General features: G+C 41.5%; 25 protein-coding genes. 7 read left to right on the top strand and 18 right to left on the bottom strand.

Annotated elements, in window-relative coordinates:
* Positions 1 to 25 precede the first annotated feature (25 nt).
* Positions 26 to 925, top strand: a complete 900-nt coding sequence (locus FR932_RS17205) for a bifunctional GNAT family N-acetyltransferase/hotdog fold thioesterase (protein WP_019441237.1) — start codon at positions 26 to 28, stop codon at positions 923 to 925.
* Between the two features lie 38 nt (positions 926 to 963).
* On the opposite strand, the gene recG is transcribed toward FR932_RS17205, so the two are convergent.
* The 7 genes from recG to FR932_RS17170 all read right to left on the bottom strand — a co-directional run bounded on the left by recG (position 964) and on the right by FR932_RS17170 (position 9,156).
* Positions 964 to 3,036 carry an ATP-dependent DNA helicase RecG gene (gene recG, locus FR932_RS17200; RefSeq protein ID WP_019441236.1) on the bottom strand — a complete coding sequence of 691 codons (2,073 nt, stop codon included), beginning with the start codon at positions 3,034 to 3,036 and terminating at the stop codon, positions 964 to 966.
* 124 nt (positions 3,037 to 3,160) lie between these two features.
* Positions 3,161 to 3,847: a tRNA (guanosine(18)-2'-O)-methyltransferase TrmH gene (gene trmH, locus FR932_RS17195; RefSeq protein WP_019441235.1), complete on the bottom strand. Its 687-nt coding sequence runs from the start codon at positions 3,845 to 3,847 to the stop codon at positions 3,161 to 3,163.
* 186 nt (positions 3,848 to 4,033) lie between these two features.
* Complete coding sequence (gene spoT, locus FR932_RS17190; protein ID WP_019441234.1) at positions 4,034 to 6,157, bottom strand: bifunctional GTP diphosphokinase/guanosine-3',5'-bis pyrophosphate 3'-pyrophosphohydrolase; 2,124 nt, start codon at positions 6,155 to 6,157, stop codon at positions 4,034 to 4,036.
* Between the two features lie 254 nt (positions 6,158 to 6,411).
* Positions 6,412 to 6,687 (bottom strand): DNA-directed RNA polymerase subunit omega, encoded by a 276-nt coding sequence (gene rpoZ / locus FR932_RS17185; RefSeq protein WP_019441233.1) that lies wholly within the window; start codon positions 6,685 to 6,687, stop codon positions 6,412 to 6,414.
* Positions 6,688 to 6,746: 59 nt separating this feature from the next.
* The gene (gmk, locus tag FR932_RS17180; RefSeq protein ID WP_019441232.1) at positions 6,747 to 7,373 is read right to left on the bottom strand and encodes a guanylate kinase; all 627 of its coding nucleotides are present in this window, start codon (positions 7,371 to 7,373) and stop codon (positions 6,747 to 6,749) included.
* A 173-nt stretch (positions 7,374 to 7,546) separates the two neighbouring features.
* Positions 7,547 to 7,876: a DMT family transporter gene (locus FR932_RS17175; RefSeq protein WP_017222388.1), complete on the bottom strand. Its 330-nt coding sequence runs from the start codon at positions 7,874 to 7,876 to the stop codon at positions 7,547 to 7,549.
* Between the two features lie 149 nt (positions 7,877 to 8,025).
* A complete protein-coding gene (locus FR932_RS17170) occupies positions 8,026 to 9,156 on the bottom strand; it encodes an S-(hydroxymethyl)glutathione dehydrogenase/class III alcohol dehydrogenase (RefSeq protein WP_019441231.1) in 1,131 nt (376 codons plus the stop codon).
* 414 nt (positions 9,157 to 9,570) lie between these two features.
* Here FR932_RS17170 and FR932_RS17165 point away from each other — a divergent pair, with 414 nt between their 5' ends.
* Positions 9,571 to 10,026 carry a hypothetical protein gene (locus FR932_RS17165; RefSeq protein ID WP_019441230.1) on the top strand — a complete coding sequence of 152 codons (456 nt, stop codon included), beginning with the start codon at positions 9,571 to 9,573 and terminating at the stop codon, positions 10,024 to 10,026.
* Between the two features lie 60 nt (positions 10,027 to 10,086).
* A complete protein-coding gene (locus tag FR932_RS17160; protein WP_019441229.1) occupies positions 10,087 to 10,761 on the top strand; it encodes a hypothetical protein in 675 nt (224 codons plus the stop codon).
* 90 nt (positions 10,762 to 10,851) lie between these two features.
* Here FR932_RS17160 and FR932_RS17155 read toward each other — a convergent pair whose 3' ends face one another.
* From FR932_RS17155 to FR932_RS17140, 4 genes are all read right to left on the bottom strand, one after another.
* A complete protein-coding gene (locus tag FR932_RS17155) occupies positions 10,852 to 11,214 on the bottom strand; it encodes a glutaredoxin family protein (RefSeq protein WP_019441228.1) in 363 nt (120 codons plus the stop codon).
* 82 nt (positions 11,215 to 11,296) lie between these two features.
* A complete protein-coding gene (locus FR932_RS17150; RefSeq protein WP_019441227.1) occupies positions 11,297 to 12,529 on the bottom strand; it encodes an NADH:flavin oxidoreductase/NADH oxidase family protein in 1,233 nt (410 codons plus the stop codon).
* Between the two features lie 119 nt (positions 12,530 to 12,648).
* Positions 12,649 to 13,248: a TetR/AcrR family transcriptional regulator gene (locus FR932_RS17145; protein WP_019441226.1), complete on the bottom strand. Its 600-nt coding sequence runs from the start codon at positions 13,246 to 13,248 to the stop codon at positions 12,649 to 12,651.
* 89 nt (positions 13,249 to 13,337) lie between these two features.
* Positions 13,338 to 14,594, bottom strand: coding sequence for a dicarboxylate/amino acid:cation symporter (locus FR932_RS17140; protein WP_019441225.1), 1,257 nt, complete (start codon positions 14,592 to 14,594; stop codon positions 13,338 to 13,340).
* Positions 14,595 to 14,771: 177 nt separating this feature from the next.
* Between FR932_RS17140 and FR932_RS17135 the strand changes: the two genes are divergently transcribed.
* Positions 14,772 to 15,656 carry a LysR family transcriptional regulator gene (locus tag FR932_RS17135; RefSeq protein WP_019441224.1) on the top strand — a complete coding sequence of 295 codons (885 nt, stop codon included), beginning with the start codon at positions 14,772 to 14,774 and terminating at the stop codon, positions 15,654 to 15,656.
* A gap of 19 nt (positions 15,657 to 15,675) precedes the next feature.
* Here FR932_RS17135 and FR932_RS17130 read toward each other — a convergent pair whose 3' ends face one another.
* Positions 15,676 to 16,164 carry a hypothetical protein gene (locus FR932_RS17130; RefSeq protein WP_019628918.1) on the bottom strand — a complete coding sequence of 163 codons (489 nt, stop codon included), beginning with the start codon at positions 16,162 to 16,164 and terminating at the stop codon, positions 15,676 to 15,678.
* A 157-nt stretch (positions 16,165 to 16,321) separates the two neighbouring features.
* Between FR932_RS17130 and FR932_RS17125 the strand changes: the two genes are divergently transcribed.
* Both FR932_RS17125 and FR932_RS17120 read left to right on the top strand, forming a co-directional pair.
* Positions 16,322 to 17,245 carry a winged helix-turn-helix domain-containing protein gene (locus FR932_RS17125; protein WP_019441222.1) on the top strand — a complete coding sequence of 308 codons (924 nt, stop codon included), beginning with the start codon at positions 16,322 to 16,324 and terminating at the stop codon, positions 17,243 to 17,245.
* 271 nt (positions 17,246 to 17,516) lie between these two features.
* Entirely contained in the window at positions 17,517 to 18,131 is a 615-nt protein-coding gene (locus FR932_RS17120; protein WP_019441221.1) for a porin family protein, read from the top strand.
* Positions 18,132 to 18,571: 440 nt separating this feature from the next.
* On the opposite strand, the gene FR932_RS17115 is transcribed toward FR932_RS17120, so the two are convergent.
* The 4 genes from FR932_RS17115 to FR932_RS17100 all read right to left on the bottom strand — a co-directional run bounded on the left by FR932_RS17115 (position 18,572) and on the right by FR932_RS17100 (position 21,461).
* The gene (locus FR932_RS17115) at positions 18,572 to 19,246 is read right to left on the bottom strand and encodes a YceH family protein (RefSeq protein ID WP_019441220.1); all 675 of its coding nucleotides are present in this window, start codon (positions 19,244 to 19,246) and stop codon (positions 18,572 to 18,574) included.
* Complete coding sequence (gene cobO, locus FR932_RS17110) at positions 19,246 to 19,854, bottom strand: cob(I)yrinic acid a,c-diamide adenosyltransferase (protein ID WP_019441219.1); 609 nt, start codon at positions 19,852 to 19,854, stop codon at positions 19,246 to 19,248. Before cobO ends, FR932_RS17115 begins: the two co-directional genes overlap by 1 nt.
* 72 nt (positions 19,855 to 19,926) lie before the next feature.
* Positions 19,927 to 20,172 carry an HP1242/YdcH family protein gene (locus tag FR932_RS17105; RefSeq protein ID WP_019441218.1) on the bottom strand — a complete coding sequence of 82 codons (246 nt, stop codon included), beginning with the start codon at positions 20,170 to 20,172 and terminating at the stop codon, positions 19,927 to 19,929.
* Between the two features lie 86 nt (positions 20,173 to 20,258).
* Positions 20,259 to 21,461 (bottom strand): multidrug effflux MFS transporter, encoded by a 1,203-nt coding sequence (locus tag FR932_RS17100; RefSeq protein WP_019441217.1) that lies wholly within the window; start codon positions 21,459 to 21,461, stop codon positions 20,259 to 20,261.
* A gap of 108 nt (positions 21,462 to 21,569) precedes the next feature.
* On the opposite strand from FR932_RS17100, the gene FR932_RS17095 reads away from it, so the two are divergent.
* Entirely contained in the window at positions 21,570 to 22,520 is a 951-nt protein-coding gene (locus tag FR932_RS17095; RefSeq protein ID WP_019441216.1) for a LysR family transcriptional regulator, read from the top strand.
* A gap of 79 nt (positions 22,521 to 22,599) precedes the next feature.
* On the opposite strand, the gene FR932_RS17090 is transcribed toward FR932_RS17095, so the two are convergent.
* Positions 22,600 to 23,652, bottom strand: a complete 1,053-nt coding sequence (locus FR932_RS17090; RefSeq protein WP_019441215.1) for a c-type cytochrome — start codon at positions 23,650 to 23,652, stop codon at positions 22,600 to 22,602.
* A gap of 9 nt (positions 23,653 to 23,661) precedes the next feature.
* The gene (locus tag FR932_RS17085; protein ID WP_019441214.1) at positions 23,662 to 24,279 is read right to left on the bottom strand and encodes a c-type cytochrome; all 618 of its coding nucleotides are present in this window, start codon (positions 24,277 to 24,279) and stop codon (positions 23,662 to 23,664) included.
* Positions 24,280 to 24,411 lie beyond the last annotated feature (132 nt).

Here is a 24,411-nt window from a genome sequence, read left to right as displayed (position 1 = left end):
TGGTAATAATAGACAAGGAGAGACTATGTTTCACGTGCACGTACCTGAAACGGAACAAGAGTTAGAGGATTATTATCATTTGCGTTGGTCGCTGTTAAGAGCACCATTGCAGCGTCCACGTGGTACTGAAAAAGACATTTATGATGAGCACAGTGAACATCGTATGATCTTGGATAAGACCGGTACGCCTATCGCCTGCGGACGAATTTATACTGCGGGTGTGAACGAGTCGCAAATTCATTATATGGCTGTGGATCCAAATTATCGTAAAAAGGGTTTGGGTAGCTTACTGATTTCAGCACTGGAAGATGAAGCATATAAAGCCGGTAGTGAACGTATTGTGATGAATGCACGTGTTGAAGCTGTCCCATTTTATGAAAAATGTGGATTTTCTTTAGTCGGTAGTGGCCAAATCAGTGAAGGGGTTCGTCATCGTCAGATGATTAAAGAAGTCAGCGCGATGGATAAGATATTACGCCATCCTGACTGGTGTGCAGAACTGCAAAACGAGTGGGCGATGAAGATCCCAATCAGTCAGCACATGGGCATTAATATTCGTCAATATAGTGGTTGGCGATTTGAAACCTCGGCCCCATTAAACGCCAACGTTAACGTTCACGAGACGATGTTTGCTGGTAGCATTTATAGCCAAGCGACACTAACGGGTTGGGGGTTAGTCTGGTTGATGTTGAAAGAACAGGGCTTAATGGGCAATATTGTGCTGGCCAAAGGTAATATCCATTATAAGCGTCCGATTAATCTTGAGCCGTTTGCGGTGGCACACAAATATCGCATGAAAGGTAGCTTGCTTGAGTTGCTAGAAGGGCGTAACGCCAAGTTGGATATTGACGTTGATGTTTACAGTGGACCTAAATTGGCCGCTGTATTTAGTGGTACTTTTGTAGTGCTGCCTGTCGGCGCTTAATACGAGTAATGAGGATGAACACTTAACGTCGATCTACGCTAAGCGTTAGAGTAAATGTCTTTGTCGGCCATCCAGCGCTGGGTGATCGCGTGGGCATTATCTGGATGCTGTTGTAATAAGTGGCGGGCAATATTTTGTACCAAAGGTATCAGTTGTTGGTCACGCACTAAATCAGCCACTTTTAGGTCGGCAATACCTGTTTGTTTGCTGCCGAGCATTTCACCGGGACCACGGATCTCTAAATCTCGTTGCGCAATCCTAAAGCCATCGGTAGTTTCTCGTAATACCGATAAACGCTTACTGCCAGTATCAGAAAGTGGGGCGTGATAAAGCAGTACACAATGGCTGGCTACTTTACCACGGCCAACACGCCCGCGTAATTGATGTAATTGCGCCAGACCCAAGCGCTCTGGATTTTCGATAATCATCAAACTGGCATTCGGTACATCTACGCCAACTTCAATAACAGTCGTCGCGACTAATAAATCCAATTCTTTGTTTTTAAATGCGCTCATAACATATTGTTTTTCTATGGCTTTCATTCTGCCATGGACTAAACCGATACGTAAGTCGGGTAATTGTTTCTGCAAATCATTGGCGGTATCTTCAGCTGCTTGCGCTTCCAGTGCTTCCGATTCTTCAATTAAGGTACATACCCAATAGACCTGACGCCCTTCGTTTTTAACCGCTAATTCGACACGTTCAATGATTTTACTGCGTTTGCTATCGGGCATGACGACCGTCGTGATTGGTGTTCGCCCTGGTGGTAATTCATCAATTACCGAGGTATTTAAATCGGCATAAGCGGTCATGGCCAAGGTACGTGGGATAGGAGTTGCAGTCATAAATAATTGATGTGGGTATAAACCGCTAACCGCGCCTTTTTCACGTAGCGCAAGACGTTGCTCCACACCAAAGCGATGTTGTTCATCAATGATGACGAGGGTTAAATTTAAAAAATGCACTGCATCTTGGAAAATAGCATGGGTGCCGACAATCATCTGCGTTTCGCCACTAGCAATCGATTCCAGTTCGGCTTCGCGGGCTTTACCTTTTTGTTTACCTGATAACCAGCCCACTTTTATGCCGAGTTGATTAAACCACGCTTTAAAGTTAATGGCGTGTTGCTCGGCGAGTATCTCAGTTGGCGCCATTAGTGCTACTTGATAGCCATTACCGATAGCCTGAAGCGCCGCTAAGGCAGCTACAAGGGTTTTTCCTGATCCTACATCACCTTGAACCAAGCGCATCATGGGATAGGCTTTCTGGAGATCCTGTTGAATCTCTGCCACGACGCGTTGTTGTGCGTTCGTTGGTGTGAAAGGCAATTGTGATAAAAACTGATCGGTGATGCTGCTGCTGGGCTGTAGTTTGACTGCAGGGTGTTGCTGCATTTTCTTACGTAGTTGCAACATGCTGATATTTTGCGCCAACAGTTCTTCAATAATCAGTCGTTGTTGCGCCGGATGTTGACCTTGCTCTAATAGCTCAAGGGACACATCGGGTGTTGGTCGATGTAATAATTGGATGGCATGGTTTAATTCAATTTGACCAGTATAAAGGCCAGCCGGTAGTAATTCTTGTAATGTGGTTTGGCTGAGGTGCTGCAGAGCTTGGTCGGTTAGGTTACGCAGCGTTAGCTGTTTTAAACCATCAGTTGAAGGATAAACGGGGGTCAGCGTTTCTTCGCTCATCTCTGAGGTGCTTGCATTCGCGAGTTTATATTCAGGGTGGACAATTTCATAACCAAAGCGACCACGACGAAATTCGCCAAACGCGGTTATGGTTTTACCCACATTAAAACTGTTTTTTTGTCCGGCATTAAAGTGAAAAAACAATAGCGTGATGATGCCTGTGCCGTCGTTTACTTTACAAGACATGATCTTGCGTTTGCCAAAGGTGACATCGCAACTGACTATTTCGCCTTCGATAGTACCGTGTAGACCGGGCAGTAGGTCTTGGATTGGATAGATGGTGGTACGATCTTGGTATCGACTTGGTAGGTGAAAAAGCACATCCTGAACGGTCACTAGGTTCAGTTTCGCTAATTTTTCGGCCATTTTAGCGCCGACACCTTTTAATTCGATAACCGGGATCTTATCTAATCGCATAATTACTCAATAATCTACTGTACATATAAACATATATTATCAGAAGATTTATACTCAAGCCACTGCAATGTAGATTGGACTAGCTTTGCATTTAGAGGTTAAATACAAAGCTATATTTTACTGCTTAGTTCGCGCTACGCAGTGCATCCCACCAAGATTCGTCAGCCACAATTTGGCCTTCTTCATCTAATTCAGGGTAAGCTAAACCTTTACGTTTACATGCTTTTGCGAAGATAGGGTGACCACCTTCAAAATATATCTTATGTTGTTCTTCTGCTGACAGTCTACTTTCGCCTTGATACATGCCTGCATTGTCACGTTGACGCTGTGCTTCATATAAGATCGTCGCTGTTGCTACAGATACATTTAATGATTGTACCATGCCAACCATTGGGATGATGATATCTTGATCAGCTAGCGCTAATGCTTCTGCACTGATACCTGTTTTTTCCTGACCCATTAAAATGGCGGTTGGTTTGGTGTAATCAATTTCACGGAAATCAACGGCATTATCCGACAGGTTTGTTGCAAGCACTTGCATACCCTGCGATTTTAGCGCTTTAATTGCTTCTGCAATGTTATCGTGAGAGTGTACTTTTACCCAGTTTTGGCTGCCAGTCGCAGTGCCACCAGATACTTTTGTTGGGCGTACTGACCATACCGCGTGAACATTGTTGACACCAACAGCATCACAGGTTCTTACTACTGCAGCAAGGTTATGTGGTTTATGTACTGCTTCCATACAAACTGTTAAATCTGGTTGGCGGTGTTGTAGCATTTTAGTAATGCGTTCTAAACGTTCTGGGGTCATGGTCTTACTCTATAAGATTTAATTGGCGAGGTATTATACCCAAATAATCGGCTAATGCGAGTATCTGCTGTTAGCTTGACTGGGTTTGAGAGAGTCGAGTGATAAATATATCGCCAAGGCATTGATGGAAATAAGGCCTTGGCGATGAGTGTCATCGCGATTAATCGTCGTTCGCGATGACACTGCTTAGTTGTAGCTGCGTGATATTTTCAATACATCTTGCAGGGTACGGATTTTCTTCATGACATCGGCGACATGTTTACGGTTTTTCGCGGTAATGAGAATATCGACGTTATAAACGCGCGCATCTTTTTCATCGGTGACGATATTGTGAATATTGGCGCCACTTGATGCCACGGTATTCGTTAGTTTCGCTAACACACCTTGGTGATTAACCACTTGAATACGGATCTCGGTTTTAAACTCTTGGCTTGAGTCAATATTGTCATCCCATTCAACTGGAATATAACGATCCGGCTCATTTTGATAACCATGAATATTACGACAAGTTTCAATATGTACCACTAAGCCTTTACCTGGACTTAAGTGCGCAACAATCGGATCACCTGGAATTGGGTGACAGCAGTTAGCAAAACTCACCAACATACCTTCTGCGCCTTTAATTGGCATTTTGTCTTGCTCTTCCGAACGCGGTGCTAGATCGGTCAATTCATCCACTCGACCTTGTAAACGACGCGCGACTAAAATACTCATGATATTGCCTAAACCAACTTCGATAAGTAAATCGTCGAGGGTTTCACATTTGGTATCAGCGAGTACTTGAGTTAAATTCTCAGGGGCAATGTCTTCTATCTTCACGCCATTAAGGGCATGATTTAAGAGGCGACGACCTAAAATAATAGAATCTTCGGTACGCATATTTTTCAATTGCTGACGAACGCGACCACGTGCTCTTCCGGTGACAATAAAGTTTAACCATGCCGCATTTGGGCGAGCACCCGGTGCGGTAATGATTTCCACTGTTTGACCATTTTTCAAGGGCTGACTGAGTGCATGTGGTTGACGGTTTACACGTGCACCAACACAAGTATGGCCAACATCGGTATGGATAGAGTAAGCGACGTCGACAGGTGTGGCACCACGCGGCAATTCAATGATCTTACCTTTCGGCGTGAATACATAAATTTCATCAGGGAACAGATCCGTTTTTACACTTTCAATAAATTCAAACGACGAACCTGCACTTTGTTGTAATTCCAGTAAGCTTTGCATCCATTTTTGCGCACGTAATTGGGCGTTGGTATTAATCTTGTCTGCGCCTTGCTTATATGACCAATGTGCAGCAACACCACGGTCAGCCATCAGATCCATATCTTTAGTTCGGATTTGAATTTCCAGAGGCACGCCGTGTGGGCCAACCAGTGATGTATGCAGGGATTGATAGCCATTGGTTTTTGGAATGGCGATGTAATCTTTAAAGCGCGTTATCTTCGGCTTATACAAACTGTGCATTTGACCGAGTACGCGATAGCAGGTATCAAGATCGTCAACGATAATTCTGAATGCATAAATATCAACAACTTCATGGAATTGAACACGTTTCTTTTTCATCTTATTGTAGATACTAAAGATCAGCTTTTCACGACCATGGGTTTCCGCTGGTACGCCTGCTTCTTTTAAGCGGCCTTCTATTTCTTGACGGATGTTTGACATGACTTCTTTGCGATTACCACGCGCAGATTTTACCGATTCGGTCAGAATACGGTAACGCATTGGGTACATAGCCTCTAACCCAAGTTCCTCTAATTCATTTTTAATATTATGAATACCAAGGCGGTTAGCAATCGGCGCGAAAATTTCTAATGTTTCGCTGGCAATACGACGGCGTTTGTCTGGTCTTAATGCGCCTAGGGTACGCATGTTGTGCGTACGATCAGCGAGTTTGATTAAGATAACGCGAATGTCTTGTACCATTGCCATGAACATTTTACGGAAATTTTCTGCTTGCGCTTCTTTGCGATCGCGGAATTTTAACTTATCAAGCTTAGAAACACCTTCGACTAATTCAGCAACTGTATTGCCAAATAATGAAGCAAGGTCTTCTTGAGTCGTTGGCGTATCTTCAATCACATCGTGGAGCAGGGCTGCCATAATGGTTTTGTGATCAAGACGCATATCAGCCAGAATTTCAGCAACGGCAACAGGGTGAATAATATAAGGTTCACCTGTGCTTCTTTTTTGAGGTAGGTGCGCTTCCCGCGCGACTAAATAAGCATGCTCAATGAGTTCGACTTGTTCAACCGATAGGTAGGTTGATGTCGTTGCTTTCAAATTTGCGAATATATGCAAGTACAGCCTCGTTACTGAAAAGTTGATATAAATGAGATGATAATATTAGCAAGATTATCAAAAGTGGGGTTAATTGCACCTTTAAATTTACATCTTGGTCATATTTATGCTAATTCTAGTGAGTATTAACCATTTAGAGGGTAGGGTTTTAAATATATATAAAACTCTATAATCTATTTCCTAACGGATTTCAGGTATTAAAAAAGGTGCATATTGCACCTTTTTTATCAAACCATCAAAGAGATGATTCGGTATTAACCACGGCCTTCAGCAATTGCTGCTACTGCTGCTACTTGCTGTGCTTCGTGTTCTTGCTGTTCTTGACGGTCGCCAGCATCCATTAATTCGTTGCTCATTAGACCTGCTTCAATTTCACGAAGGGCGATTACAGTCGGCTTATCATTCTCTGGTGCTACCAAAGGCTCTTTGCCATTAATCTGTAATTGACGAGCGCGACGTGCCGCCATTAATATTAGGTCGAAACGATTACCAACCTGTTGTACAGCATCTTCTACGGTTACGCGTGCCATGCAGGAACTCCCAGTGAATTAAGTCTAAAAAATGACGAGAAACTATACTTTATTTTTGCCTACTTAACCAGCAAATCTTTCATTATCACGCTGTTTTTCGCAGCTTGCTTTGCTGAACCAAGTCGTTCTGCGCGTACAATTGCGTGTAGATCTTCAAGTGCGGTCGAGAAATCATCATTAATGATCAGGTAATCATATTCATTATAGTGTGACATTTCAGCTTCTGCTTCAGCCATTCTACTTGCGATGATTTCTTCACTGTCTTGACCGCGGCTGTTTAGACGACGCTCAAGTTCTTCACGGCTTGGTGGTAAGATAAAGATACCTCGGGCATCAGTGATTTGCTCTTTGATTTGACGCGCACCTTGCCAATCGATATCTAAGAAAATATCAATGCCACGTGCTAGGGTATTTTCAATCATCACGCGTGATGTGCCGTAGTAATTGCCGAATACTTCAGCCCACTCAAAAAATTCATTATTTTCGATTTGTGCTTTAAAATCAGCCACTGGAATGTAATGGTAATGTGTACCATCAACTTCGCCAGGGCGAATTGCGCGAGTCGTATGAGAGACAGACACTTTCATATCGCTGCTTGGGTTTGCATCTAGAAGTGCTTTGATAAGACTTGATTTACCTGCGCCACTTGGAGCGGATACAATGAACAGAGTGCCTTTACGTGCCATGGTGAGCCTTTAATGAAAGTATTTGATAGGAGTTAAAAGCGGCCCAAGATAGCATAAATAGGTGGGGGAATTAAACTGCTTTAATACTTAACTATGCTGTAAGCACAAAAAATCGATGTAACAAGCACAAAAAATTATTGTAAAGTGTTCACTTGTCAGTGGTTTAGCCTGGCTTAGTGAGTATGCGGTGTTGATGATAAGTTAATGAGGGCAATACCAACGGCGATAAATAACATACCGATCCAAACTTTAGTATCCAGGTGTTGCTTGTAAACTAAGCTCGACATATAAGTGACTAGAATAATGGCTAAACCGGCCCATGACGCATGGACAATACCAACGGGTAAGTTTTTAACGGCTTGGCCTAAAAATAAAAACGCGAGTAGGTGGCCAAAAATAACAATGACACTTGGCCAAAAGTTACTAAACCCGTTGGTGGCTTTCAGTGCTACATGTGATGTTGCTTCAGCTAAGACGCCTAATAAAAGAAATAACCAACCCATAACGATACCTGCTCACTGTATTTATAGAAAATAGAAAATAGAAAATTTATGATTTAAAAACGCCTTCACATACTGGTTGTATGTGAAGGCGGATATAACACGATTATTTTAAAACGTTTTTTTACCGAAAAGACAACTTGTAGAAAGCACTATTTATCGAAGTGAATAACAGTTCGAATACTTTCGCCTTTGTGCATTAATTCAAATGATTCGTTAATGTCTTCTAAGCCCATGGTATGAGTAATGAAATCGTTTAGTTTGAAATCACCCGCCATGTAACGTTCTACAATTTCTGGTAATTCTGAACGACCTTTAACACCACCGAATGCACTACCACGCCATACACGACCAGTCACTAGTTGGAATGGGCGAGTTGAGATCTCTTGACCCGCACCGGCAACGCCGATTACGACAGATTCGCCCCAACCTTTGTGACAGCATTCTAATGCTGAACGCATAACATCGACGTTACCGATACATTCGAATGAGTAATCAACGCCGCCATCTGTTAGCTCAACGATCACGTCTTGAATTGGCTTGTCGTAATCTTTTGGATTGATGCAGTCTGTTGCGCCTAATTGACGTGCTAGTTCAAACTTACTTTCGTTAATGTCGATAGCAATGATACGACCTGCTTTTGCCATTTGTGCGCCGATGATTGCAGAAAGACCAATACCGCCAAGACCAAATACAGCAACAGTGTCGCCTTCTTGTACTTTGGCTGTATTAAGCACTGCGCCCATACCGGTTGTTACACCACAACCTAATAAACAAACTTCTTCTAGTGGTGCTTCTTTGTTTACTTTCGCTAACGAGATCTCGGGTAATACTGTGTATTCTGAGAATGTTGAGCAACCCATGTAATGGAAGATTGGCTGACCGTCTTTGTAAAAACGTGTCGTGCCGTCTGGCATGACGCCTTTACCTTGGGTTTCACGAATTTGTTGGCAAAGGTTGGTTTTCCCTGATTTGCAGTATTTACATTCGCCACACTCTGGTGTGTAAAGTGGGATAACATGGTCGCCGACAGCAACGCTTGTTACGCCTTCACCAATTTGTTCAACGATACCACCACCTTCATGGCCAAGAATCACTGGGAAGATACCTTCTGGATCATCACCTGACATAGTGAATGCATCTGTATGACATACACCTGTTGCTACGATGCGCACTAATACTTCGCCAGCGCGGGGTAACATCACATCTACTTCTTCAATAGAAAGTGGTTGGTTAGGGCCCCAAGCAATTGCCGCTTTTGATTTAATAAATTTATCAGTCATGTTGTTCTCGCTAATTTATATTGTCATTTGGGAGGTAACGCTGAGGTCCCTCGTTTTGTTGGAGCCATTATAGTTATTTCTCAGGTGTTGATAATCCCATTAAATCGCAAATTACTTTTACTGCATGGTAATAATTGGCGGGTGTTAGCGGTGATTCCCTTATAATAAGCATTACTTATGGGACTAATAAGTAATAGTCATTAGTTCTTTCAGCATCAAATTATAATAATGCCTCCCAACAGATAGCGTCGCATGGATTTGCTGATAGCGGTTGGCTTTGGTTTTGTTATTTTGGTATTAGATTATTGATATACCTTCAAAATCATTGTCGTTGTGCCAATGGAAATGGCGATGATTTCGCCACTGATGAACGTTAGGTATCAGTGAACTTTGATTAGACTTAAGGTATACATTATGAATAAATCTCTTTTGGCAACGATTGTCTCTGCTTCTCTATTTTTAGCAGGCTGTTCTTCTTCGGGTGACTCAAGCAACGGTGGACCGGGTGATCCAGTTATCCCTGATATCGATGGCTCACCAGAATGGGGTCTTGATATTGAGGCCGTTATTCCTGATCTTGATGACTCACCAGAATGGGGTCTTGATGCTGGAAATACACCAGATTGGGGGGTAGTTGATCCAGATTTCGGTCTTCCAACAGCTTCGATTCCAGACCGATTACCACCTATATGGGGTGGACCTGAAATGCCGGAAATTGATAATAGTCCAACGATCAGTCACACCATTTCAGGAAGCACGATTATGAGCGCTGATATGGTTCAAGATGGGCCAAGACCATTGATGGAGAGTAGTGGACAGGTTATTGACCGTAGTGCTATCCGCGATTCAATTCGCTCTCATTTAAAATAATTATCTATTTTATGTATTCAGCTCCTAGCGTTTGCTTGGAGCCTCCCCCTAGGTTAGAGCATGAAAACTATTTCAATTACTTGCAGCGCAATGATGCTCTGTACTTCAGCGTTTGCTGGAATTGATCTATCAATTGAAAAGGATGTTATAGAGATCGGTGTTACCGCGACGGTAACTGATAATACTTATTTATATATTGGTGGAGACAGCAACGAATGGCTCGGGATTGGTGTTGGTTACCATCAATTTGTTAATTCGAATTGGAAGTTGGATTCTTATTATGAGTTCAGCTTGGAGGATGATTGGCTTATGGGGGAGTTGGCAGGTGTTGATGGCGTTAAAACAAAAACACACTTTGTTGACCTTTCTGCAATCCGATTTTTCGACGGGTACTCTGCCAAGTTTGGCGTGACAAGTGAATTTGTCCGCAATGGTTTCACTTGGATGACGGTTGATGATGCGAATAAGTATTCGGCCTATTTCGCCGCAGCTAAGTACTTCCAGCATGCTTATGTTATTGGTAAATTTGAGTTTCACTATGCAGAAGACAAATCGGATATGATTGATTTCAACCAAGGGACCGCGAATGAATGGGAAATATCTATAGGTACTATGCGCCCGATTTTACATGTCTATCCGTATGCTAAAGTATCTGCTTTTAGCCCTAACGGTACTTATTATGGCATGGATGACATTGATTACAGTTGGACTATTGGAGGGCGGATTTCATTCTAGAGGAAGATTATTGAACATAAAAAAACCTGATATTGCTATCAGGCTTTCAGGTATTAATTAACTTGGCTATTCGCCATTTAATATTTGAATCTAAGAAGCGAATTTCTTTTCTAAATGGGCAATGATGTCATTTGATTCATACATCCATTGCACTTGACCGTTTTCTTCAATGCGTAGGCAAGGAACTTTACGGCGACCGCCTTCTTGCTCTAGTTCGTTACCAAATGTCGCATCATTTTTCGCATCACGTACTGCAATATCTAGGTTTAAACGTTTCATGCTACGGCGTACTTTCACGCAAAATGGGCACGCTTCAAATTGGTAAAGTGACATATTATTAATTTCACTATCCACTTTCGCTTGTTCATCAGCAGGACGTTTCATGCTTTTTGGCGTGAAAATAAAATTAAGCGTTAAAATAAGACGACCTAGTAACCAGCGAACAACTTTCATGAATAAACACCTTGTGAAAATGGGTAAAAATTTTCGCTATGCTAACACATTTATGGTCAATATAGCGACGCTACCGTGATGGTTAAGCACGGCGTTTTCTAAATGCGTAGATACCAGCTCCATAGATGGTTTTGAAGAATACCGGCCAAGTGCCTAAATTTGCTTTCGGCTGTTGTTGTTTCGCAATGCGGGCAAGCTGGGCTTCGTACCAAGTAATGTCTAACATCGCCATACGATCTATGGCTTTCACACCTGTGGTTAAATTCGGTAAGCTGATTGCATGCTCGTCTGATGCCATTAACTTATTTGGCAGTTGCGTATCTAATGACATAGGACGCGCGAGGCCAATAAAATCAGTGGCATTGCTTTTTAGTGCTGACAACATGGCTTTGCTTGAACGGAAACCACCTGTTACCACTAACGGTGTGTCGGTGATTGCACGTACTTTTTCTGCATAAGCAAGGAAGTAAGCTTCACGTTCTAAAGTTGATTTTTTTACCTTATGACCTGTCATCGTTGGACTTTCATAGGTACCACCGCTGATCTCAATCTGATCGATACCGGCATCCGCTAATGCTTTAACGACTTGCATTGACTCTTCTTCAGTAAAACCACCACGCATGAAATCGGCTGAATTTAATTTAATGCCAATTGGAAATGCGCCACCGACTTCGGCACGTATTGCTTGATAGATAGATAATACAAAGCGCATACGATTTTCAATGCTACCACCCCATTGGTCGTCACGTTGATTGTGACGTGGAGACAAAAATTGATTCACTAGATAACCGTGGGCGCCGTGGATTTGTACGCCTGTAAAACCAACTTGCTTCGCCAGTTTTGCACTCGTTTGAAATTGACCAATAATGTTCAAAATTTCTGATTCGGTTAAGGCGCGTGGTGTATTAAAACCTTTTTCTAAACCATTAGTTAATGCGATAGCTGATGGCGCGACAGGTTCTTTATTAATAAAATTAGGAGTCTGTTTACCGGGATGATTTAGCTGCGCCCATAACTGTGTACCATTAAGGCTGCCTTGCTTTGCCCAATTTTTAAATTCAGTTAAATCACTTTGTTCATCTAATACCACCTGTTTTGGTTCGCCAAGCGCGTTACGATCAACCATGAGGTTACCCGTAATTGATAATCCTAAACCGCCTAACGCCCAAGCGCGATACAGCGTAGCTAAACCGGGTAATGGGTTGTGTTGGGCATCACTAAGTTGTTCGCTCATTGCCGATTTAAATAAACGGTTTTTAATAAACGTGCCATTTTTTAAGGTAAAACCTTGCTGTAATGTAATTGCTGTAGTCATTATTAATCCTGCTTTAAATAAATCATTAGACCGGTCGTCTTAGTCTTGGGTCAAAAAAACGATATTACAATTCGACTCATAATATCGCTGTTTGTTTGCTTTTTCGGTTAGCTCGTTAATTAGCTAACTTTTAAAATGTCATCAAAAATGAAGTCGGTAATCTGCGTTAGATTATCGGTATTACCGGCGATCTTCATTTCGATTAAACTACCTTCCCATGCTGTCCACATCAATGTAGCTAACTGCTTGGCGGGTAAGTCAGTACGGATCAATTGCTGTGCTTGTGCATCGCTGATTAATCCAGATAATAGTTTGTTCAGTGCGTTTACCGAACGTTGCATTGCCTGTTGGCATAATGCACTTGAATCACCAATATCGTTAGCGACACTGGCAACTAAACAACCTTGTTTGCCGTTTTGTTCGCTGTATTTTTGGCGGCCTTTTTCAAATAGCGCACGCAATTTTTGTATTGGATTTAGGTTTACGTCATCCAATAGCGGTTGAATTTCTTTGGCATTGGCGTGCATATCGGCTTCGATTAGCTCGGCAACAAAGGCTTCTTTGCTATTAAAATAGTTATAAAAAGACCCTTTAGGTACTTTTAGCTCGTCTAGGATCTGTTTAATCCCAGTACCGTGATAACCGTGTTGAGAGATATGCTTGATACCAACTTCAATCAGGGCTTCGCGGGTATGTTCGTTTTGTTTAGGTCTTGGCATTTGGCTATTCTATGACCGATCGTCTTGAAATGCAATTATTAAAGATAGGGGCTTATCTCCTCCTACCTTTATCTCGCGATTAAGCTCGGTTATATTTTATCCTGTTGCCATTTATCAACAACCAGCGCTGCAATCAAATCACCTTCCACATTTACCGCCGTTCTAAATGTATCGAGTGGACGTTCGATAATAAGCAAGATCGCGATACCTTCTAGTGGAATACCTGCGGCTAGCATGACTAATTGCATACCAGACATAGATCCTGATGGCATACCGGGTGCGCCGACTGATGAAACCATGGCCATAATAAATATCATCACAATGCCAGTGGTACTTAAATCAATACCAAATAACTGCGCGAGGAAGATCGCTGCTACACCTTCAAACAAGGCGGTGCCATCCATATTCATCACCGCGCCGAGTGGCAGTACAAAACTGCTGGTGCTTTGTGATATGCCCAGCTCGTTCTCTGCTGCTTGCATAGATAAAGGCAGTGTTGCTGAGCTTGATGAAGTGGCAAACGCCATCGCGAGTGGTGCGGAAATGGCTTTAAATAAGGTGCTAAATTTAATGCCAGTAAAAATTTTAGCTAGAGTCGGTAATACAATTACGCCGTGAATCAGCGTGAGTACAAACACTAACAAGGCGAATAGCGCTAATTGACCAAATAAGCCGGTATTTCCTGTCACCGTAAACTCAAATACAATGGCGAACACGGCTATCGGGGCGAGACGAATGATGCTCTGTACTAATTTATTTAAACCTGTATTCAACCCCGCAATCACAGTAAATACCACATGGTCTTGTGGCAATGAACGTAATAACGATACTGAAAATAACAACGAGAATAAAACAATCGCTAACAGGTTACCGTTAACTAAGGCTGAAAAAGGATTCACTAACGCCATCGCCAATAATTTAGCGGTAATGCTTGAGCCTGTGACTGTATCTTGTTCAATTAAATTAATGTGGTCAGCAACAACGACTGGCTCTACAAGTGGTTGCCATTCTGGCATTAATAGCGCAGCACCAAGCCCGAGACTAATCGCGATAATCGACGTTAAGCTGTAAAAAGCGAGGGTGCTGACGCCTAAGGTTTTTAACTTTAGCGTTGAGCCTATATTGGTAATACCCTGCATTAATGACAGCATTACTACTAAGCCGATAACCATTTTCAGCAAACCGATATAAGTGGTCTTACCTAACAAAATTAATTGATACCAAGTTTGTTCAATAACTGGCTCGGTAATATTGGCTACAGTGGGCATTATTGTGGCAAAGACCCAAGCCAGCATAGCGGCTATGAATAGTTGCAATGGCAATGAACGCTTGATCGTTGATAGCATAATCTTTCTCGTTAGAGTTACTGGATATCAGTAATTAAGGCGAGATTATATTGGAGTTATGTACTGATGATAATGAGCTGGATAAGCAAATCACTTTTACTACATAGTAATAGTTTAGGTTTATTGTCGCTAATAACTTATAATTGTTACCTAACAGTTGAATAAGAGAATGTGTTGATGAGTGATTGGTCTGGTGTCAGTGAATTTGTAGCGGTTGCAGAAACCGAAAGTTTTACCGCCGCAGCAAAGCGTTTAGGGATCTCGACCGCGCAAGTGAGTCGACAGGTGTCGGCACTTGAAGAGCGCTTGTCGGCAAAGTTATTCTACCGGACCACACGTAAAGTATCTGTAACCGAAGTGGGTGGCATTTACTATCAGCATTGTCGTCAGGTGATGGATGGTTTAGCAGATGCTGAACGTGCCATCAGCAATTTACAGAGCACGCCCAAAGGTAAGTTAAAAATAACTGCGCCAATTACTTACGGTGAACGTAGTGTTGCGCCATTAGTGAATGATTTTGTGATGGAATATCCAGAATTAGAAGTGCAACTGGTCTTATCTAATCAGCAAATTGACTTAATTGATGAAGGTTTTGATTTAGCTATTCGCCTTGGTCAGTTGGGCGATTCCTCGATGATAGGTAAACGTTTGGCAACACGTAAGCAATATGTTTGCGCGGCGCCGGAATACTTAAGTGCCTTTGGTGCGCCACATACCTTGTCAGAACTAGACCGTCATAATTGCTTATCTGGCACCTTGGATTATTGGCGTTTTCAGGAAAAAGGCAAAGCCCGTAATATTCGCGTGAAAGGTAATTTTAGCTGTAACAGTGGCCCAGTTTTAGTGGATGCGGCCTTGAAAGGCGTCGGTATTGTGCAACTGCCCGATTATTATGTGCAGGAATATATTAATCAAGGTCAGTTAATTGAATTGCTACCGAATTACCGCGAACCGGATGATGCAGTGTGGGCGTTATATCCACAAAATCGCCATCTGTCGCCGAAAGTACGTATGTTGGTAGACTATTTGGCGAAAGAATTGGCGTTGAAGTCTACACCATAAAGTGAAAATTGTTTATCGCTTAATGCATCCAACAAATGTGATTAAATACTTCGCTATTATTCGCCGAGTAAAAATAAAGGAAATTACCTTTACGTTCAATTTTATAATCTATCGAAAAGCCTTTATATAGCAATTGATCATTGTTGATGACGTCATCGCTATGCTTTTTTTTAAAAATAACATCGTTGAAAGTCATCGATAAGTTATTGCCTTCTAAAACATACTTTCCTACGAAGAGTAGTTCTGCGGTTTCAGTTTGAGCATTTTTATTCTCGACCAATATCCTATCTTTAATATAGAAAGCACTTTTTGAGCTAAATGTATAAAGCATTAATTCATTTATGCTGTTGTATTTTGAGTATGCATTTGTTGCAAAGCCTATTTTTTTTAAATCACAAACCCATTGGCTACCTGCTAAGCTAATATTTGAAGTTGTTAATATTTTACTCAGTAAAATAAAAAACAAAATAAGGTTTATAATCATTAGCTTAGTTAAATATACTTGCACTAGACCACTACTCCTTTGATTTTATTTGTGTTGTTTAACTACAAGAGATAAATAATCAACAGTATAAGTTAAGAGCTTACATTATAATGTATCATATACAAATTTATTGCTCGGAATGAAGTTGGCCATCATTTCTACTTAAAAAATGCAGGAATTAATGATTCATAAACAACCAGTAACCCAATATATCAGTATTGATCCTGAAATGCGGGCTGTAACTTGCCTCCTTTCAAGCATTACAGTTAGCATGCGCCCTTTGCCTTTTAGAGTATTTATGTACTTATTAAAAAATCAAGATCAATGTATTTCTAGGGATGAGTTATTTGAAGAATGCTGGCAAGGCGCGATTGTTTCTGAACAATCATTAACGAATACCATTAGTTATATAAGAAAGACGATAAAAAAACTCGAATCTAATGAACTGAAACTTAATACCATTAGTAAAAAAGGCTACTCCTTAGTAATTACTTTTAATCATGAATTCCCCGAAGATATTCATAATGAAGCTCTTAAAAAAAGCATTGAAGATTCGGATGAAACACAAGTGTTAGATGACGTTATCGAGCTAGATGATGGCCCTAGTGAAAGCGATAAAGACAATGACCTTAATCGTATATTCAGCGAGAATAAAAAAATAAATTTACCAGCTGTTAAGGGGAACTATGTAAGGAGTATGTGGTTTTTTGTTAATTTAATATTGCTATCGACGTTGATTTTTCTTATCGCAAAAAACAATATGAGTAACGCATCTTTTATGGATGAAAAAAACTATCAACATTATAGACTGGATAATATTGATGTCTATATTAGTGATTCCGATCGGTTACTTGTTGAGAGTGATTTTAGAAAAGCATTGTATGCTTCAAACCTAAATTCATGTGATATGAATAAGGTCTATATTAGGGTTTACTCCTCGCCCTACAACAAAGACAACATTGCGATGAGTGCTTTTATCAAAACTAAAAATAGTGAAAGCCATAATATTATTAACTACAAATTAGTGGATGGGGAAACCTATAATTCTATATTGGACTCTATTCAAGATGACCATTTATGTCATGGTTCATCAATCTCTCATTAGCCTTCTAAAACTGGATTGTTTCATCCTAATGCAATTCATTTAGTACTAAGTATTATATTTATACGTTGTTTTTGTAATAAAAATATAACCAAAGCAAATATTAATACACATTTATTTTTTATTTTAATTTTTAAATACAATTGCTTACTGTGTTTTTTGTGGTTGATTATGTATATTTATTGATATGTTTCATTATTGTTTATTTTTTCTTGATATTTAACTTTATTATGCTGCCTGATTTAAACGAGAATTCAAGATTAAAAGGTAAGCAATGAAAAAAACAATGATAGCAACGACAGCCTTAATGTCGGTATTGATGGTAAGTACTGTATCAGCGAATGAATCAAGAGGGTTTTATCTTGGTGGTGCAATCGGAACTTCTGGTTTTGATGATGGTGGATTATTTGAAAAATCCCTGGTACCAATAGAAGCTAAAGCTGAGGATTCTACCTATAAAATAATTGCAGGCTATCAGTTTAATCATATTGCGGCGATAGAAGCACAATATACAAATTATGGTGATATTACCTTCACTTCACCGTCGCCAATGTATCGTTCGGGGATTTCATGGACCCCAAAAATATTATCGTTAAGCGCAAACTTAGGTTATACATTTGATAATGGTATTCGCCCATTTGGTATTATTGGTGTGACTTCTATAGATTTAGATGAGTCGATACAAAGTAGTACTATCGATATTGATAATGGTGGGGGTGTTCGCTATGGTTTTGGCATCGAGTATATTCCATATAACCCGTATGAGACTTACGCTGATGTTAGCTTTAGACTTGGCTACGAAGCCGACACTTTCGCAATTGAGACTGGTGTTGGTGATAAAGATATCGTTTTAGATTCTTACTATGTAGCGGTTAACTTTCGTTTTTAAGCATTCCTTTCACTCTACTCTAATAGCTGACTTAGATTGAAAGGTAAGCAATGAAAACTGCAATGATAACGACGACTGCGCTAATGTCGGTATTGATGGTATGCGCTGTATCAATTCATGAGTTAAGAGTTTTTTGTTTTGGTGATGTAATGACTTCTTCTAAAAGTGATGAAGGATTACTTACAGGAGAAAAAGTTACAACAACAACCAAGATTGAAACACCTTGCACAAACTATAGTGAGGACTGCAGGGGGTCTCCGTTGGAAAATTTTAGGCGAACACGCGTAAACTCCAATTATATTATTTTTAAGCGAAAAATTAGATTATCTCTTCGATAATGGTATTCGCCTAATTTAAATATAAGCATCTCTTTATAGCTGAATAGGACATCTGAATCTGTGAATTCAGAGCCCCTTTATTATTCTGGCAAGTTAAAAATTTTACTCGCTTAAAAGCGCAACAGTTTCTTGTAATGCTGTTAACTGCGCTTTAAGCGTCGCGACTTCCTGTTCAAGTTCATCAACACGCGTTGCTAATGCGTTATTTTCATCGGCGCTGTTACTGCTAGCCAGTGCTGAGTTACCTGTTGCGGTAGCTGTCGACGTTACAGCACCACTGAATAGATGGGCATAACGACAAGCACTTTGTCCCGGCTCTCTATTTAGTTTAACGATAAATGGACCTTGTTCATGATTGGCCAGTTGATCTAATGCCGTTTCAACTTCTTGCACATCATTAAATGCATATTGGCGCGCCGAACGGGTTCTTAGTTCACCCGGAGTTTGTGGGCCACGTAAAAATAATAGCGTCAAAATAGCTAATTGTTGCGGGTTGAAACGAATTTTACTGAACTCAGTATTACCGAAACGATGACGAATTTTAGCACTGCGTTTACCGCCATTTTCATCATTTATCACTAAGTGTTTTTTGACTAAATCATCAACGATATTTTGTACTTCATCTTGGCTTAATGAGAGTACTGGCTCACGGCTGCTTTTTTGATTACATGCAGACGTTAATGAGTTTAACGACAGTGGGTAGTTATCGGGCGTGGTGTGTTCTTTTTCAATTAATGCGCCTAATACGCGCGTTTCATGTAGTGATAATTCATCCATTACCAGTCAATCCCTTTTTGCGCTTTGATACCAGAGCGGAAAGCATGTTTTTCTTCGCGAACTTCACTTACGGTGTCGGCAATGGCGACTAGATCTTTGTGGGCGCTTCGACCTGTGACGATAACTGTTTGATCTACAGGGCGGTTGCGGATCGCGTTTAATACTTCTTCGTGATCTAGATATTGGTAGCTGAGCATGTAAGTCAGCTCATCTAACAGCACCATTTTAAGACCTGGATTGGCGAGCATTGCTTTGGCATGTACCCATGCTGCTTCTGCGGCGGCGATATCTGCGGCTTTATCTTGGGTGTCCCAGGTAAATCCCGTTTTCATGGCATGATAAGGCATGTCTGGACGTACTTGCTGAATAAATTTCACTTCGCCTGCTTCCCAAGTTCCTTTGATAAATTGCACAACGCCGGCGTTAAAGCCATGGCCAATACAGCGAATAACATTACCAAAACCAGCGCAGGTTTTACCTTTACCATTACCTGTCATTACGATCAGAATACCACGTTCTTCAGTGGCTTTATCGACACGTTTAGCGACGGTGCTTTGGATCTTCTGCATCTTTTGTTGATGTTTATCTTGGCTATTTTCTTCAGTCATTGCGCATTCCCTTAATGCCATGTATTTATAACTTCAGTGTAAGGCTTTTATGACTAAATGGCAGTAACAAAATTAAAAATCACCTTGAATTAGTTTTTGATAAATCTGATCTTTTAATACTAAACGGCGAGTTTTTAATTCAATGAAATTGGCATCTGTGGTGGGAATATTACTGGCTTCAAGGCCGTAAATATGATGATCGAGTTGATGATATTCTTTTGCGAGGGCTGCAAATGCGGGATCATCGCTTTTTAACTTCGCGATATCGATAGCGTGTTCTGGAAATTCGTGTGGAAGAGGGTGTTTTTCATTTTGCATTATGATGGCCTTATATCTCCAAATTACTTCAAGATAAAGTAATGAACGCGTTCTTTCAGTGTAGACGAACCCGCTCATTGCGGCATTTAATGCTGTACTTGTTCTTGATGCCAATGATTAAGACGTGGTGTGAGCATGATTGCTAATAATACCAGTGATAAACCACCCATCAATACGATAACCGCGTAAGGGGCTGTTAAATCTGTTTGTTGGATCAAACCAGCAAGTAATGCTGCGCCACTCATTTGGATACAACCTAACATTGCTGCCGCTGTACCTGCACGTTCGCCAAATGCGGCTAATGCCATGCTCGTTGCAGGGCCAAGCAATAATGCGAAACCAATGCAAAGCAGCATCATAGGTAACATGAAGGCAAAAGCTGCGGCCATGCCTGCGGTTGGACCCCATTGCTGTACCATCAACTGTAATGCAGCTGATGATAATAAAGCGAGTAGCGCGATAATAACGGTAGGGCGATTACCGAAGCGTTTAATCACTAACGGTGCAGCAAAACAGGCGGCGATATTAACGATGGCATTCAGGCCAAACAAACCACTGAACTCTAACTCGGCGATGCCTAAATTGCGGATCAACCAATCGGGTGCATACGAGACGTACGTTAAGATTGAAGCCATACCGACCATGCAAGCAATGGCATAAAACATAAAGTGTGCATCGTGTAATACTGGTTTAAAGCGATCCCAGTGATAAAGCGAACCGGATGTATCGGTATTGTCAGGACGCGTTTCCGGTAACTTTCTGCTGATTAATAACAGTATAATAAGACCGTATATTGCCATGAAAATAAACGTAGAACGCCAACCAAACTGCAATGCTAATAGACCACCTAAAGTTGGTGCTAATGCAGGGATCACACAAATAACGCCATTTAAGTAACTGTAGTAATGTGCGCTGACTTTAGAATCAAAGCTATCACGTACCGCACTAAATACTACAATTGAAGTGGCACAGGCAGCGATACCTTGCAGTACACGTGCTATTTGTAGCCAATGAAACTCTGCGGCGCCAGCTGCAAGTAGGCTGCTTAAGCAATACAAGACGACACCAGCAATCGCCACAGGGCGGCGGCCAAATCGATCGGCTAGTGGCCCAATTAATATCTGACCAATACCCATAGCAAATAAAAATAATACTAAGGTGGATTGGATTTCACTTGAGGATACCTGAAACTCGGTGGCCATCGTCGGCATTGAAGGCAGGTAGATATCGATCGCGAGGGGGCTTAACACCACCATTGCCATCAAAATAGGTAATATATTTCGGCGCATTGTTATTCTCAAGTAAAGGCATGGATTAATGCGGGGCAGTTTACGTAAAGCATGGTATGAATGGAAGTGGTATAATTTCAATACTGAATTTCCTTTAAGGAATATCTTATGAATTTAGACAACCTTGCCAAAATAGATCTTAATTTGTTGGTGATATTACAAATATTATTAGAAGAAGAAAGTGTTACTCGTGCCGCGAGCCGTTTGCATTTGAGTCAGTCGGCGTTAAGTAAAAGTCTTAATCGTTTGCGCGATACCTTAGGTGATCCGTTATTTTTACGTACCGCCCATGGTTTGAAACCGACCGCCCATGCTTTGCAGTTAAAATTGCAATTACCGACGATATTGCAGGGCCTGTATCAAATCAGTTTACCGCCGAGTTTTATGCCTGAAAAAAGTCATCGCCAGTTTTCGTTTGCGATGTTGGAAAGTGCCTATGAAACGTTACTGCCTTATTACATTGGCCCCATTTTATCGCAAGCGCCAAAACTGAATCTAGAGATTTATGGCTGGAATGAAAAGTCATTATTAGACTTACAGCAAGGACAGATTGATTTTGGCATTACCGCAAGGGAGTTGCACCCAACGGCTGATTTTCGCTTGAATAATTTACCTGAGGGCATAGCGCATCAACGTTTACTGACCGATAGTCAAGTCTGTTTGGTTCGCAGTAACCATCCTATGCTGGAGAGTATTAAAGCTGGAGTGTGGGATGTCGACACTTATTTAAGTATGTCGCATGTGCAAGTGCGCTGTGAAGGTAATGATTGGTGGTTATTGGATTATCAATTAGCTGAATCCGGTCAGCACCGCCATATTTGTGCGACTTTACCGGATTTTTACGGTGCCGCGAGTGTCTGTGCGCACAGTGATTTAGTGTTCACATTACCCTCGAGCTTCGTATCCCATGCGCAGAAGTTATATGACTTGGTACAGTTACCTTTGCCAATCGATTTTTCGTCATTGGTGTATGTGTTGTTATGGCATGAGCGTAATAATGATGAACCCGGACATAAGTGGGTAAGGGATATGATTTGTCAAAGTGTGGAAAATAAATAGGGATGGGGGCTATAGATTGAAAAAACCCAAGCCGAGTGACTTGGGTTAGATAATTAACGATGGATTTATTTCGTGATGACTAATCTACCGCTTTAACCGGAAAGGCATGTTCGCCAAGTACTTTACCGTTTACTGATTTGCCGTAATAACCTTGGTGGTTATGGTATTGCTCTTGGTTGGCTTTCAAGTCACCAGTGAAGCGTGGATCTTGTGGACGTTCATGGCTATTCATAAATGCGGCGACATCCCATGCTTCTTGATTGCTAAGTTGGATGCTTTTACCCAGCGGCATGTTTTCATAGATAAAGTAAGCGGCGGTATTAACGCGATGCATGCCAGCGCCCCAGTTAAATGAGTCTTTACCCCAAAGTGGCGGGAATGATTGTACGCCGTCTTGTTTCAAGCCTTGGCCTTCTGCACCGTGGCAGCTGGCACAAGTTTGCTTATAAACTATTTCACCACGTTCGATAGATGGTGTTTCTGCTGATTTAGCTAATTTAGGATAACCTCGGCCAGCTAACTTATTACGTTGCTCTACTGGCAATGCTGCCGCAATCTTTTCAGGTAATACAAATGAATCCGCTTTACCACCAAGTTGCACGACAGTATCACTCATCTCTGGGATTGGCGTACTCTGCATGTCGTATTTATCTAACAAGCCACCCATGGCTAACCAATATGAATAAGCTGTTAAGGCAACGAGTTCTGGTGAATCAACAGCAGGTGCAACGCCGTTCATTGAATATTTAAAACAACCTTGGATACGTTCTGCGTAAGTATTTACTTTGTCGTTCTTTTTACGATAGGCAGGGTAGGCCATGAATGCGCCCCACAATGGTGCTGAGTTGGCTTTCATACCCGCTTGCATGTGGCAATTGGCACAGTTTTGTTCATTACCCACGTATTGACCGCGCATTGGTTGCGAGTTAACGAATAATGAATAACCGAGTTTTACTTTATTACCAAATTCGCTATCTGGGATAGTGGCTAAATCACGTGGTACTAAGTATTCGCTACTTGCCGCTTTGGCATGGGCTGGCAATTCAGTTTGGCGATCGGGTAAATTGGCTTCAGCGTTGGCAAACGTCGAGAGCAATAAACCTGCGCCGAGGATAAGAGATAATGTTTTCATTAGATGACCTTATTTGATCGCCGCAAAGTATTGCGCAAGATGTTGGATTTCAGAGGCTGTTAATTGCTGCGCTATGGTAGCCATTACGTTGTTGTGATCGCCACTGCGCTGCTTGCTTTGCCATGCGGTTAATTGGCTAGTGATATAATCAGCATGCTGACTGGCTAGACGCGGGAAATGGGCGACGCCTAAACCGCTCGGACCATGACAGGTTGCACAAGCGGGGATGTTACGGGACCAATCACCTTGGTAAACCAGTTTTCTAGCGGGGTCGGTAATGATGACGTTATCACCACGTTTTTCAATATCATTGATCACTGGTGCAGGTAAGGATGCAAAAAATGTCGCTACTTGCTCCACGGCTTCAGGCGTAGCTAATGTCATCGCCATTGCTGACATTAAAGGATTTTTTCGATTGCCATTTTTAAAGTGGTTAATTTGTTCTACTAAATAATCTTTATCCATACCTGCCAACATTGGCGATAGATTTGGCGTACCTAAACCTGCCGTGCCATGACAACTTTCACATACCATCGCCGGGGGGGGCGTTGCTGCAAATGCTGGCGCTTGCACTAACAGCAAAGCGCTTAGTCCAATGATGCTGCGGAATATATTCTTTATGGGCATGGTATGTCTCCAGATAGTCGATGATTGCAGGGGCGGTCTAATTATAGTAATGCTTTGGCCGTAAGTAGGATTCTTATAGGCAAGGTCATATTACGGGCATAGTCTGGCTGTTTGAGAAAGAGAAAGATATTG

Origin of the sequence: Moritella marina ATCC 15381 (genome assembly GCF_008931805.1) — a bacterium.
Taxonomy (GTDB): domain Bacteria; phylum Pseudomonadota; class Gammaproteobacteria; order Enterobacterales; family Moritellaceae; genus Moritella; species Moritella marina.
This window is presented reverse-complemented; position numbering and strand designations above follow the sequence as displayed.